This window comes from Xanthomonas axonopodis pv. maculifoliigardeniae (genome assembly GCF_041519315.1).
GTDB lineage: Bacteria > Pseudomonadota > Gammaproteobacteria > Xanthomonadales > Xanthomonadaceae > Xanthomonas > Xanthomonas euvesicatoria.
On record NZ_CP167998.1, the window covers coordinates 3,821,650 to 3,834,999 of the forward strand.

8 protein-coding genes are annotated in these 13,350 nt (G+C 66.1%); 3 read left to right on the top strand and 5 right to left on the bottom strand.

Annotated elements, in window-relative coordinates; genetic code table 11:
- Positions 1-11 precede the first annotated feature (11 nt).
- Positions 12-1,394: a TolC family outer membrane protein gene (locus tag ACDH77_RS16290; protein ID WP_008573685.1), complete on the top strand. Its 1,383-nt coding sequence runs from the start codon at positions 12-14 to the stop codon at positions 1,392-1,394.
- A 265-nt stretch (positions 1,395-1,659) separates the two neighbouring features.
- Here the strand turns inward: ACDH77_RS16290 and waaA are convergent, their stop codons facing one another.
- Positions 1,660-2,976, bottom strand: a complete 1,317-nt coding sequence (waaA, locus tag ACDH77_RS16295) for a lipid IV(A) 3-deoxy-D-manno-octulosonic acid transferase (protein ID WP_008573684.1) — start codon at positions 2,974-2,976, stop codon at positions 1,660-1,662.
- Positions 2,977-3,251: 275 nt separating this feature from the next.
- On the opposite strand from waaA, the gene ACDH77_RS16300 reads away from it, so the two are divergent.
- Positions 3,252-4,172, top strand: coding sequence for an LpxL/LpxP family Kdo(2)-lipid IV(A) lauroyl/palmitoleoyl acyltransferase (locus ACDH77_RS16300; RefSeq protein ID WP_008573681.1), 921 nt, complete (start codon positions 3,252-3,254; stop codon positions 4,170-4,172).
- A gap of 91 nt (positions 4,173-4,263) precedes the next feature.
- Here the strand turns inward: ACDH77_RS16300 and ACDH77_RS16305 are convergent, their stop codons facing one another.
- From ACDH77_RS16305 to ACDH77_RS16315, 3 genes are read right to left on the bottom strand one after another with little or no spacing between them, the layout of a single operon-like run.
- Positions 4,264-5,595 carry an O-antigen ligase family protein gene (locus tag ACDH77_RS16305; protein ID WP_031424262.1) on the bottom strand — a complete coding sequence of 444 codons (1,332 nt, stop codon included), beginning with the start codon at positions 5,593-5,595 and terminating at the stop codon, positions 4,264-4,266.
- Positions 5,576-6,688 (bottom strand): glycosyltransferase, encoded by a 1,113-nt coding sequence (locus tag ACDH77_RS16310; RefSeq protein WP_031424264.1) that lies wholly within the window; start codon positions 6,686-6,688, stop codon positions 5,576-5,578. Before ACDH77_RS16310 ends, ACDH77_RS16305 begins: the two co-directional genes overlap by 20 nt.
- Positions 6,689-6,698: 10 nt before the next feature.
- A complete protein-coding gene (locus tag ACDH77_RS16315; RefSeq protein WP_008573675.1) occupies positions 6,699-6,896 on the bottom strand; it encodes a zinc-finger domain-containing protein in 198 nt (65 codons plus the stop codon).
- 312 nt (positions 6,897-7,208) lie between these two features.
- On the opposite strand from ACDH77_RS16315, the gene ACDH77_RS16320 reads away from it, so the two are divergent.
- Complete coding sequence (locus ACDH77_RS16320) at positions 7,209-10,571, top strand: GH92 family glycosyl hydrolase (protein ID WP_031424266.1); 3,363 nt, start codon at positions 7,209-7,211, stop codon at positions 10,569-10,571.
- Positions 10,572-10,931: 360 nt separating this feature from the next.
- On the opposite strand, the gene ACDH77_RS16325 is transcribed toward ACDH77_RS16320, so the two are convergent.
- The gene (locus ACDH77_RS16325) at positions 10,932-13,241 is read right to left on the bottom strand and encodes an NADP-dependent malic enzyme (RefSeq protein ID WP_011348533.1); all 2,310 of its coding nucleotides are present in this window, start codon (positions 13,239-13,241) and stop codon (positions 10,932-10,934) included.
- Between the last annotated feature and the right edge of the window lie 109 nt (positions 13,242-13,350).

The following is a 13,350-nucleotide window of genomic DNA, read 5'->3' on the forward strand; positions in this document are numbered from 1 at the left end:
AAGCTCCCCCGATGATCCGCCGATCCCTTGTCCTGGCCCTGGCCGCCGCCCTGTCTCCGATGGCTGCGCACGCCACCGACCTGCTGCAGGTCTACGAAATGGCCCGCAACGGCGATCCGCAGCTGGCCGTGGCCGAGTCCACGCGCCTGGTCAATCGGGAGGGTCAGGTGCAGGCGCGTGCGGCGTTGTTGCCGCAGCTGGACGGTAGCGCCAGCTACACCCAGTCGCATCGTGAGCTGGAGGGCGTCGATGGCCGCTCCACGACCAAGCAGCGCCAGTACGCGATTCAGGGCAGCCAGACCATCTTCAATTGGGCGCAGTTTTCCAACCTGCGTGCGCAGCGCGAAGTGGCCAAGGCTGCGGATTTCACCCTCGCATCGGCTAACAACGACCTGATCACCCGCACCTCGGCGGCATATTTCCAGGTGCTGGTGGGGATCGAGTCATTGGCGGCAGCCGAGACCAACGAAGCGGCCGCAAAGAAGCAGTTCGACTACGCCGACAAGCGTCTGGAAGTGGGTCTTGCACCGATCACCGACGTGCACGAAGCCCGCGCCCAGTACGACCAGGCACGGGCAGACACCATCAACGCGCGCAATACGCTCAAGGACTACTACCAGGCACTGACCGAGCTCACCGGCCAGCCTGTGGTCGGCTTGCGCGCATTGCCAGATGAGTTCCGCCCCGAAGTACCGGCTGCCTACAGCAACGTGGATCAATTGGTTGCCACCGCGATCGCCGACAATCCGGCGCTGAGGGCGCAACAGTTGCAGGTCAGCGCTGCCGAGGCGCAGGTCAGTGCCGCGCGTGCCGGCCATCTGCCCACGCTGAGCCTGGGTGCCAATGTCGGCCGCAGCAATAGCTGGGGTGGTCAGGGAACGGTGGATGAGGCGGCGGGCAACTTCACCACCGCAGGCCGCGACATCGACACCGATTCCGTCGGCATCACGCTGACGATTCCGATCTTTGCCGGCGGCGCGACCCAGTCGGCCGTGCGTCAGGCACTGTCGCAACGCGATATCCAGCAGGACACCTACGAGCAGCAGAAGCGCGCGCTGGATCGCAACACCCGCAATGCCTACCAGACTGTTGTTGCCGGTATCAGCGAAGTGGAAGCCCGCCGCCTGGCCGTGGTGTCGGCGCAAGCCGCCTACGACGCCTCGCAAGTGGGTCTGGAAGTGGGCACGCGCACGGTGCTGGACGTGGTGCAAAACCAGCGCACGCTGTTCCAGGCGCAACTGAACTACGCACAGTCGCGTTACAACTTCCTGCAGAACCGCCTGCTGCTGGGCCAGGCCATCGGCAAGCTCGACATCACCGATCTGCAGGACGTCAACCGCCTGCTATCGCAGGACGCCGAATCCAAGCTGCAGGGCAGTGGGTCGTTGCAGTAAGGCGAGCTGGATGCACAAAAAAAAGCGGGCTAAGGCCCGCTTTTTTGTGCGCGATGCAACCGCATGCGCGCCTGTCGTGACGGCGGCTGCAAGTGCGCTAACCCGGCAACGCCGGCGTGCAGCATCCGGTGCAAGTGAACCCACCACGCGTCTCACTGCCCGGCGCAAGTTCTCACCGTTGAGCGCAACGAGGGCTGCACTCCGGCGACAGGCTCGGCGGAGTGTGGCACGGCCATGCACGCAGCCACGCAGCGAGCGACAAACCTCATGCCACAACGCCCGCGCTCGCCAGCGGCGGCAGATCGGCAGCGATCTGCACCAAGGTGCGGGCCACCGCGCCCTTGCCGTTGGCGACCAGCGCCAGGCCTGCAGTGGTCATCGCCTCGCGTTGTGCGGGGTCGGCGAGCAGGCGCGCCAAGGCCTGGTAGACGCACTCGGCATCCTCGCAGATGGCAACCGCATCGGCTTGGCGCATGCGCCGCGAAATCTCCGAGAAGTTATGCAGATGCGGGCCAGTGATTGCCGGCGTTCCGACGGCGGCCGGCTCAAGCAGGTTATGCCCGCCGATCGGCTGCAGACTGCCACCGACGAAAGCCACCTGCGCGCACGCATAGAAGCTCATCAGCTCGCCCAGGGTGTCGATGACGAATACCTTGTCGCCCGCCTGCGGCCATTGCTGCGCCTTGCGCGTGGCAACGCGCCAGCCGCGCTCGCGTGCCAACGTCTCGACCTTGGGAAAGCGCTCGGGATGGCGCGGTGCCCACAACAGCAGCAAATCCGGAAATTGCAGCAGCAACCGTGCGTGGATATCGGCAACGGCGGCCTCTTCGCCTTCGTGCGTGCTGGCGGCGATCCACACCGGGCGCGTGGCCGGCACGTGCATGCGAAACTGCGCGACCAACGCCTGCAATTGCGTTGGCGCTGCGATATCGAACTTGAGATTGCCCAGCGCGATCACCTGATCCGGGCGCGCGCCCAGGGTGACGAACCGCTCGGCATCGTCCTGCGACTGCGCCGCCACGCAGGTGACGGTGCGCAGCGCGCGACTGATCAACGGCGCCAGCAACCGATAGCCGCGCAACGAGCGCGCCGACAACCGTGCGTTGAGGATGTACACCGGAATCTGGCGATCGCGGCAGCCGAACAACATGTTCGGCCACAGCTCGGTTTCCAGGATCAAGGCCAGGCGCGGGCGGAAGTGTTCGAGAAACCGCCCCACGCTGCCCGGCACATCGTAGGGCAGATACACATGGTCCACCGCATCGCCCCACAGCGCGCGCACGCGCTCGGAGCCGGTGGGGGTGATGGTGGTGATGACCCAACGGATATCCGGGCGCTGCGCTCGCAGCGCATTGACCAGCGGCGCGGACGCGTTGACCTCGCCCACCGACACCGCATGCACCCACACCCGCGGGCGCCCGCAGGCGTGCGTGTAGGACGCATAGCGCTCGTTCCAGCGATTGAAATATTCGCGCACGCGGAAACCGCGCCACACCAGGTGGTACACCGTGACCGGCAACAACAGGTAGAGCAGCGCCGAGTACAGCCCGCGCAACAGCCATTCGATCGGATCTTTCCGCATCCGTGCAGGATACGGGAGCGCCCGTGCGTGCGCATGTGCACGCTGCCCGCTGGGCGCATCATGTACGTTGAGGTGAGTGCGAAGCGTCCTGTGGCGCGTCGAGACCCGCGTGCGCCTTGCCCAGGCGGCCAGCCTGGGCAAGGCGCGCAACGCAGTATCGGTGTGCCACAGGGCGCTCCCGGAGGGTTGGCCGTCAGCGGCGCGGAGCGGGCACCGCGCCGCTGACGGCCAACACATCTCATCGCAAAGTGCATCACACGCTCTAGAATTGACGCATGTCCGAGCCCGCCAACGTCGCCGTCCGCCCTTCCCTGCGCAACCCCAAGCACTGGCCGATGTATCTGGGCCTGGCGGTGATGGTGGTGGCAGGGCGCCTGCCCTGGACGCTGCAACGTGCCGTGGGCCGCGGCGTGGGCTGGATTGCCATGCGCCTGGCGGGCACGCGTCGGCGCGCGGCCGAGGTCAACCTGAAACTGTGTTTCCCCGAGCAGGACGATGCCTGGCGGGCGCGGCTGTTGCGCGACAGTTTCGACGCGCTTGGCGTGGGCCTGTTCGAGTTCGCGCGCGCCTGGTGGGGCAGCATCGATGTCATTCGACCAGGCGTGCAGATCGAGGGCCTGGAGCATCTGCAGCAACTGCAGCAGCAAAAACGTGGCGTGCTGCTGGTGTCCGGCCACTTCATGACGCTGGAAATGTGCGGGCGCCTGCTATGCGACCATGTGCCGCTGGCCGGCATGTACCGCAGGCATCGCAACCCGGTGTTCGAGTGGGCGGTCAAGCGTGGGCGCTTGCGCTATGCCACGCACATGTTCGCCAACGAAGACCTGCGCGCCACCATCAAGCATCTCAAGCGCGGCGGTTTTCTGTGGTATGCGCCGGATCAGGACATGCGCGGCAAGGACACCGTGTTCGTGCCGTTCTTCGGACATCCGGCCTCCACCATTACCGCCACGCATCAGCTGGCACGGTTGACCGGCTGCGCGGTCGTGCCGTACTTCCATCGTCGCGAAGGTGGCCGTTACATCCTCAAGATCGCACCGCCATTGGCCGACATTCCGTCCGATGACGTCATCGCCGATACCACGCAGGTCAATGCCGCCATCGAAGACATGGTGCGCGAAGCGCCGGACCAATACCTGTGGATCCATCGGCGCTTCAAGCGCCAACCGGGTGGACGTAGCGATTTCTATCGCTGACGCCGGCTCGGCGAACGCCTGCAACGCATGTATGGGCGTCGCCGCCGCAGCTCGCGAAGGGAGGAAGTGCCGATCAACCGCGTGCGCCGCGCTACTGCGGCGCGCGGTCCGCATCGTCGTTGAGCAAGGCGCCGGCATACAGCCCGGCCAGCATCAGGCTCAGCCCGCCCCAGAAGCTGGAATAGAACGCCAGATGGGTGTTGAACGGAAACACCGTGGCCACCAACGCAATCATCGCCGGCCGCGCCTGCTCGCGTACCACCACGCTTGAGTAGCGCCACGCACGCCATGCCTGCGCCGCGCCAGCCAGCCACAGCAGCAAGCCGATCACGCCGGTTTCGGCCAGGATCTCGAGCACGATCTGATGCGCATGAAAGGCCGGCCCGCCGCCCCAGGCCGGCGCTTGGCCAGGTGCCGGATTGCAGTCCGGATAGGCCTGCCGGAACCCGCGCACGCCCACGCCGTTGAGCGGATGCGCGCGGATCATGCACAGCGATGCCCCCCAGATCTGGGCACGCCCGGACAAGGCCTGGTCCACGCCCTGTTCGCCATTGCCGAACGCCAGCGTGGTGCGCTGGATGCGCTCGCGCGCCTGTGGCGCCACCGCCACCACCGCCACGGCCAACAGTGCGCCGACCACCGCCGCGGCCAGCGAACGACGCCCGCCCAGCAGCTGCCAACCGGACAGCAGCATGATCACGCCATAGGTGATCCAAGACGCGCGCGAGCCGGCCAGGACCAACACAATGCCGACCGCCGCCGCGCCGACAAGCCAGGCCAAGACATGACGCCGCCCCAACGCCAGCAACAGGAACGGCGACAGGCTGGCCAGGGTCTGCCCGAATTTCAGATTGCAGGGGCCCAGCACGCCGCTCAACCGGTCCACCAGCGCCAGTTCCTGGGCCGTGCACAGGCCATGGCCGCTGATCAGCTGCTTGATCTGATCGATGCCAAAAAACAACGGGCTGGTGCCGAAGGCGGCCTGCAGCAACGCGTCCAGCGTCCACACCCCACCGATGACCGCCAGCCCGGTAAAGGTGCGACCCCGACGCTGTGCATTGGCCACGGCGATGGCGCATAACCACATGAACGGCAGGTAGCGCAGATCGGTGGCCGACTTGCGTAGTGCGCGGCCGGCATCCATCGCGTCGAACGCCGACAGCATCTGCGGCAACCAGTACGCCAGGAACAACACGCTGGTCAGTGCCCAGGCTGCGCCGCTGAGCAGGCGCGTGCCGCCGCGAAAGCGCGCATGCAACAGGCGGTACGCCGCGAACAACGCGCCCAACGACAACACCGTTTCGGCCAGGCCGGGCGTAGGCCATAGCGCCACGAACACGATCACCCACAGCGGCGCCCAGCGGCCGGCATCGGGCGTCAACACGGGCGCCCGCGGGAGGGCCTCAGCGGCGGAGTTCGTCATAGACCTTCAGGGTGGCCGTTTGCATGGCCTGCAACGTGTAGGGGATCACGGCCGGCGCTGCCGGGGCGTGCTGCAGCAACTGCAGCGCCTGCGTGCATAAGGCCCGGGCATCGAAAGCGGCGACCGCACCACCGGGCTGTAACTCGGCCAGCAATTCGCCAACGCCGCCGTGTGCCCAGCCCAGCACCGGACGGCCGACCGACAGCGCCTCCACCACGGTGCGGCCGAAGGCTTCCGGCTTGCGCGAAAGCTGCAGCACCAGATCGCTGGCCGCATAGGCCTCGGCGATGCGGGCAGTGGGCTCGGTCAAGGCGATTGACTCGGCAACGCCCAGCCTCGACGCTTCTGTCTCCAGCTCCCGCACGTACGCCTCGCGCCCGGGCTCGCATGCGCCGGGCAACCACAAAAAGGCCGGCACGCCGGCTGCACGGATGTCGGCGAGCAGCTGCAGGCCATCGGCATGCCCCTTCAGGCGCGTGCCACGGCCCGGCAGCAATAGCAGCGGTGCATCGGCCGGCAGAGCGGGCAGCAGCGTCTGTGCCCAAGCACGTGCGCGGCGGTCCGGCTGCAGCCGGCGCGGGAACTGCGCGATATCCACCCCACGCGGAATGGTGCGCAGCCGCGCCGGATCGGTCTGCGGGTAATGCGTGCACACGTATTCGCGCACCGTCTTGGACACGCAGATCACGCGCTCGCCGTAGGTCATCACTGCGCTGTAGCGGCTAGGCGAATTAAGCCCGTGCACGGTGGTCACCAGGCGCGGCCGCGTTGCCTCGGGCATGCCGCGCAGCGCGTACCAACCCAGCCAGGCCGGCAGCCGCGAACGTGCATGCACGATGTCGGCCCCGAGTTCGGCGAACAAGCGACGCAAGCCGATCACATGCCGCAGCGTCAGCAACGATTTGCGGCCGATCTCTAGGGTGAGATGCTCGCCACCCACATCCAACAGCGGCTGCACCAGGCGTCCGCCGGCCGACACGACGACGGCGCGATGACCGGCGCGCACCAGCGCGGCAGCGATTTCCAGGGTGGAGCGCTCGACGCCGCCGGACTGCAGTGCCGGCAGCAGTTGCACCACGGTCAGGCGGTGCATCCGGCCAGTATCAGTCGGCGAGCACGAACAGCGCGCCGCAATACGGGCACTTGGCTTCGCCGTTGGGCTCGTCTTCGATCGGCAGGTACACGCGCGGATGCGAGTTCCACAGCGCCATCTGCGGCGTCGGGCAGCTCAGCGGCAGGTCGCCGCGGTGCACGGTGTAACGCTTTTCGGCATTGGCGGGCGCGGTGGCGGTCTGGCTCATGGCGGTGCGATCGGAAGGCAAAGGCAGAGCGCGGATTCTAGCAGCCCGCGTGGTGATCGGCCCATCGACCGGGCGGTACAGGCCCGCGCGGGGGTGAGTTGCAAGAGTTGCCAATCCAATCGCCGAGGCCGCTATGGAATCGGCGATTCTGCAGCAGCCCCCAATCGGCGGCGCGACAGCGCAACGACACCGCACCGCGCATGCCGCCTATCATCCGGAGCCGGCGTCTATCCAACCGGCGACGTGAACCATACCGGGCGCAACATCGGCCCAGCGCACGTGCCGTTACGTGCCCCAAGGAGACACTGCCCCGTGACCTTGCCTGTTGTCCTGCTGCATAAGCGTGGTCTGCCGCGCACCATCGCCATTGCCCTGTTCTGTCTCGCTGCGCTGCCGGCGATGGCCGCCACGCACTTCGCAAGCGCGTTCGAGGACGGTGACCCCTCACCGATGCCGGTGACCGACACTGCCGTGCAGGTTGCCGTCGGCGCCGGCCCGGCAGCGCCGTACGCCGCCAAGCCAAATGCCGGCTACAGCGGGGCGCATGCGCTGCGTTACGCGAGCAACGGCGCAGGTGGGCGACGCGCGTTGTTCACCACCGATCTGCTGATCCAGACGCAGACCACGCTGTCGTGGATGGTCTTGCCGGAAAGTGTCGGCAACGACCATGTGGCATCCACGTATGTCTCGCTGGACCTGCTGCTGGACGACGGCACACATGTCTCTGCCAGCGCAGCGCGCGATCAACATGGCGTGGCATTGGGTGCGCAGGCGCAAGGCGATTCGAAGACGCTGTACCCGCAACAGTGGGCGCGCAAGCAGGTGCGGTTGGGAGATGTGCCCGGGCTGCGTGGGCGGCGTGTGCGTGCGATCGAGCTGGACGTGGCGCCGCCTGCGGGCGCGCGCGCTGCCGGGTGGATCGACGATATCGCCATTGCCGAGGTGCCGCTGGCAACGCCGGCGCGGCCCTCGGATCGGGTGCTGACCACGCGCGGCACGCAATCCAATGGCACGTTTTCGCGCGGCAATAATTTTCCTGCGACGGCCGTGCCGCACGGTTTCAACTTCTGGACGCCGGTCACCGATGCGGGAACGCTGACCTGGCTATACCGCTGGAACGAGCACAACGGTGCAGACAATCGCCCGCGTCTGCAGGCGCTGTCGCTGAGCCATCAACCGAGCCCGTGGATGGGCGACCGGCAGACGTTTCAGGTGATGCCCTCGCTCACTGCCGGCGTGCCGGATGCCGATCGCAGCAGGCGTGCACTGGGGTTTTCGCATGACGACGAACAGGCCCGCCCCTATCGCTACGCCGTGCAACTGGACAACGGCATCCATGCCGAGATCGCACCCACCGATCACGCGGCACTGTTTCGTTTTCGCTTCCCGGCGCGGGGCGATGCCAATCTGCTGTTCGACAACGTGGACGCGCGCGGCGGGCTAAAGCTGGATGCGGCGACCCAGACACTGTCCGGTTACACCGATGTGCGCAGCGGTTTGTCGACGGGCGCAACGCGCATGTACGTCTATGCCAGCTTCGACAGGCCCTGGCACAGCAGCGGCCTGCTTGACACCGGCCGCCCGACCGGATGGATCAAGTTCGATGCCGGCAGCGCGCGACAGGTGAAGATGCGCATTGCCACTTCGCTGATGTCGGTGGATCAGGCAAAGCACAATGCAGAACTGGAAATTGCCGCAGACGCGAGCTTCGAGCAGGTCGCCGCGCGCGCGCAGGAGGCCTGGGATGCATTGCTGGGGCGGTTCGAAGTGCCCGATGCCACTGCCGACCAGACAACCACGCTGTATTCCAACCTGTACCGGTTGTACCTGTATCCGAACTCGGCGCATGAAAACGTGGGCACTGCGACTGCCCCGGATTGGCGCTACGCCAGCCAGAACAGCTGGTCGGACGACACTATCGACGGCAGCGCGGTGCGCAGCTTCGCACCGATCCGCGATGGCCGGGTGTACGTCAACAACGGGCTGTGGGATACGTTTCGCACGGCCTGGCCTGCGTATGCGCTATTTGCGCCCGATGATGCCGGCGCCCTGGTGCAGGGGTTTGTCGAACAATCCCGGGCGGGCGGCTGGATTGCGCGCTGGTCGTCGCCCGGTTATGCAGACCTGATGGTGGGTACCAGCTCGGATGTGGCGTTTGCTGATGCCTGGCGAAAAGGCGTGCAAGGCTTCGACCCGGCCGAGGCCTACGCCGCTGCACTGAAGAACGCCACGGTCGTTGCGCCGGACCGGCATGTCGGGCGCAAGGGCATGGCGCGCTCGACCTTCCGCGGCTATACCGATACCGACACGCATGAAGGCATGTCGTGGTCGATGGAGGGCGCCCTCAACGACTTCGGCATTGCCAACATGGCCGAGGCGTTGTCCATCCAGGCCAACACTGCCGCAGCGCGCGAGCGCTATGCGACCGAAGCGCTGTATTTTCGCTACCGCGCAGCCGGGTATGCGGCGCTGTTCGACCCGGCGGTCGGCTTCTTCCAGGGGCGCAAACCCGACGGCACGTGGCGCGTGGACGCGGCGCAGTACGATCCACGCGTGTGGGGCAACGATTACACCGAATCCAGCGGGTGGACGTTTGCATTCAACGCGCCACACGATGGCGAAGGCCTGGCTACGCTCTACGGTGGCCGCGCGGCACTGGCCGCCAAGCTGGACATGTTTTTCGCCACGCCCGAGACTGCCCAAGCGCAGTTTGCAGGCTCGTATGGCAACACCATTCACGAGATGACCGAAGCACGCGATGTGCGCATGGGCATGTACGCGCACAGCAACCAGACTGCGCACCACATTCCATGGATGTATTTGTATGCAGGGCAACCGTGGAAGACACAGCGCATTACGCGCGAAGTTCTGGCGCGCCTGTACCTGGGTAGCGAGATCGGCCAGGGTTACCCTGGCGACGAAGACAATGGCGAGATGTCGGCGTGGTATCTGTTCGCTGCGCTGGGGTTGTATCCGTTGCGGATGGGAGCGCCGGAGTATGTGATCGGCTCGCCGCTGTTCAAGCAGGCGCGCGTGCGCTTGCCGGGCGGCGGTACGCTGACGGTCAATGCGCCGCAGAATTCGCCGGAAAATGTGTATGTGCAATCGCTCAGGCTCAACGGCAAGCCATGGCGCAAGACCTGGTTGCCGCATGCGGCGATCGCCAAGGGTGCGACGCTGGACTTCGAGATGGGGCCCACGCCCTCGCGCTGGGGCAGCGCACCAGAGGATGTGCCGCCGTCGTTGACCGCGCCAGGCAAGCGCCCTGCCCCGTTGCGTGACCTGCTGGGTGCCAGCGCACGCGTGACGCAGGCCGATGGTCGCGCGCTGACGGCTTTGCATGACGACGATGCGGGCAGCGCGAGCGCGGTGTCGCCCGCCACGGTGCTGACGTTGAGCGGTCTTGATCGCGGTGAGGCCATGCTTTACACCGTGACCAGCGGCGACGCTGCGATTGCGTCGGCCGCGTGGACGCTGGAAGCACGCACTGCAGGAGGCACGTGGCGCGTCGTCGATACGCGCCGCGAGGAGCGTTTTCAATGGCCACTTCAAACGCGCCCGTTCCGGATCGCGACGCCCGGTTCGTATGCGGAGTATCGGCTGCATTGGACCGCGCCTGCGCGTGCACAGGTGGCGGAGATCGAGTTACTGGGTGCGGTGCCGGATGGGCGCTGAGGACTGAGGTTTTGGGCGTGATCGCTGGGATGATGACGACCCGCGACGCCTGCTGTTTGCGTCGCTCGTCAACGTTTTGGATGGTCGACGCTGAGTCGCTGCCAAGGGTAGGCCGTACCCTCACCGCAACCCCTCTCCCGCGGGGAGAGGGGCTTGTGGGTTATTGCTGCAGACTGGGGACTAAGAGCAGCTAACAAAACTACTGCGCTACGTTTTGTTAGCCGCTCCAAGTGCCTGGGCGCCTTGCACCCTATCGAGGAAGACACTTATCGGCCGTTGTCTTGCCGGCCGAGCGCTTGCTGCTTCAAATCAAGCAGCACTCGGCCAAGTCTTGGACCTGGCAAGTCTGAACATCTCGAGTCAGTCGCTGCCCTTGTCGGCTGCCGCCTTTTCCGCATCGCGCTGCCTGCGGATCTGCGCATCCACCGCTGCGATGGCGGTCATGTTCATCACCCGGCGCGAGGTGGCGCTGGTGGTGAGGATATGCACCGGCTTGGAGATGCCCATCAGGATCGGGCCGATCGCCACGCCATCGGTGAACACGCGCACCAGGTTGTAGGCGATGTTGGCCGCTTCCAGGTTCGGCAACACGAACAGGTTGGCGCGGCCCTTCAAGGTGCTGTTGGGCATGATCTGCTTGCGTAGCGCCTCGTCCCAGGCGGTGTCGCCCTGCATTTCGCCGTCGATGTTGAGCTCGGGCTTGCGCTTGAGCAGCGCTTCGCGCACCTGGCGCATCTTCAGCGCATCGCGCGAGTCGTGGCTGCCGAAGTTGGAGTGCGACAGCAGCGCGATATTCGGCTCGATGCCGAACAGCTTGAGGCGGTACGCGGCCTGCAATGTGGCTTCCACCACCTGCTCCACCGTCGGGTCTTCCTGCACGTGCGTATCCAGGAAGAAGAACACGCCCAGCTGGTTGATGACACCAGTCATCGCCGAGGTGGAGCTCACCCGCGGTTCCAGCGGGATCACGCTGCGCGCGTAGCCCAGCTTCTTGTGGAAGCGGCCGACCACGCCGGACAGCATCGCGTCGGCTTCGCCGCGCGCCACCATCACTGCCGCGATCAGGGTCGGGCGCGAGCGCATCAGCTCCTTGGCCGCGGTGACGGTCACGCCACGACGCTCGGTCAGCGCGTGGTAGTACTGCCAGTAATCGTTGAAGCGGGGGTCGTCGAGGATGTTGGTGATCTCGAAATCCACGCCGGCGGTCAGGCGCAGGCCCATGCGTTCGATGCGTGCTTCGATCACGTCCGGGCGGCCGATCAGGATCGGGAAGGCCAGGCCTTCGTCGACCACGTTCTGCACCGCACGCAGCACCACTTCTTCCTCGCCCTCGGCATACACCACGCGCTGCTTGTCGGCGCGCGCGCGGTCGTAGACCGGCTTCATCATCAGGCTGGTGCGGTAGACGAACTGGCCGAGCTTGTCGCGGTAGGCCTCCATGTCGGTGATCGGGCGCGTGGCCACGCCCGAATCCATGGCCGCCTGCGCAACCGCAGACGACAGTTCCACCAGCAGGCGCGGGTCCAGTGGACGCGGAATCAGGTAGTCGGGGCCGAAGCTCGGGGTCTCGCCGCCATAGGCCGCACCCAGGTCGGAGGCCTCGCGCCGCGCCATCGCCGCGATCGCCTTGACGCATGCGATCTTCATTTCCTCGTTGATGCCGGTGGCGCCCACGTCCAGCGCGCCGCGGAACAGGTACGGGAAGCACAGCACGTTGTTGATCTGGTTCGGATAGTCCGACCGACCGGTGCCGATGATGCAATCCGGGCGCACCGCCTTGGCCACTTCCGGGGTGATTTCCGGATTGGGGTTGGCCAGCGCGAAGATCACCGGCTGGCGCGCCATGCTGGCGACCATCTCCGGCTTGAGGATGCCGGCGGCCGACAGGCCCAGGAAGATGTCCGCGCCTTCGACGATTTCGGCCAGGGTGCGCTTGTCGGTATCGCGGGCGTAGCGCTGCTTGTCCGGGTCCAGATCGGTGCGGCCGGTGTGGATCACGCCATCGCGGTCCAGCGCCAGGATGTTCTCCGGCTTCAGGCCCAGCGACACCAGCATGTTGACGCAGGAAATGCCGGCCGCGCCCATGCCGGTGGTGGCCAGCTTGACCTCTTCGATCTTCTTGCCGGTGACCACCAGCGCGTTGAGCACGGCGGCGCCGACGATGATCGCGGTGCCATGCTGGTCGTCATGGAACACCGGGATGTTCATGCGCTCGCGCAGCTTGCGCTCGACGATGAAGCATTCCGGCGCCTTGATGTCTTCCAGGTTGATGCCGCCGAAGGTCGGCTCCAGGCTGGCGATGATGTCCACCAGCTTGTCCGGGTCGTTCTCGTTGATTTCGATATCGAACACGTCGATGCCGGCGAACTTCTGAAACAGCACGCCCTTGCCTTCCATCACCGGCTTGGAGGCCAGCGGGCCGATGTTGCCCAGGCCCAGCACCGCCGTGCCGTTGGTGATGACCGCCACCAAATTGCCGCGCGCAGTAAGCTCGCTGGCCTGGGTGGCATCTTCGACGATGGCCTCGCAGGCGAACGCCACGCCCGGCGAATACGCTAGCGACAGATCGCGCTGGGTCAGCATCGGCTTGGTCGCGGTGACCTTGATCTTGCCGGCCGGCTGCTGGCGGTGGTAGTCGAGGGCGGCCTGTTTGAAGTCGTCGGTGGACATCGGTGGTGTGGTTCTCGAAGGCGCAGGAGGCTGAATTCTACCCTCCTGCCTGAACAAGGGCCTGTCGCGCAGCTGTCAGCGCGGCAGGGAAATCACGGATGCGGCGTGG

What these genes read in the sequence shown, in the direction of transcription:
- ACDH77_RS16315 (WP_008573675.1), bottom strand. Translation starts at nt 6,896, where the DNA reads ATGAGCCAGACCGCCACCGCGCCCGCCAATGCCGAAAAGCGTTACACC.
- ACDH77_RS16300 (WP_008573681.1), top strand. Translation starts at nt 3,252, where the DNA reads ATGTCCGAGCCCGCCAACGTCGCCGTCCGCCCTTCCCTGCGCAACCCC.
- ACDH77_RS16305 (WP_031424262.1), bottom strand. Translation starts at nt 5,595, where the DNA reads ATGACGAACTCCGCCGCTGAGGCCCTCCCGCGGGCGCCCGTGTTGACG.
- ACDH77_RS16325 (WP_011348533.1), bottom strand. Translation starts at nt 13,241, where the DNA reads ATGTCCACCGACGACTTCAAACAGGCCGCCCTCGACTACCACCGCCAG.
- ACDH77_RS16290 (WP_008573685.1), top strand. Translation starts at nt 12, where the DNA reads ATGATCCGCCGATCCCTTGTCCTGGCCCTGGCCGCCGCCCTGTCTCCG.
- waaA (WP_008573684.1), bottom strand. Translation starts at nt 2,976, where the DNA reads ATGCGGAAAGATCCGATCGAATGGCTGTTGCGCGGGCTGTACTCGGCG.
- ACDH77_RS16310 (WP_031424264.1), bottom strand. Translation starts at nt 6,688, where the DNA reads ATGCACCGCCTGACCGTGGTGCAACTGCTGCCGGCACTGCAGTCCGGC.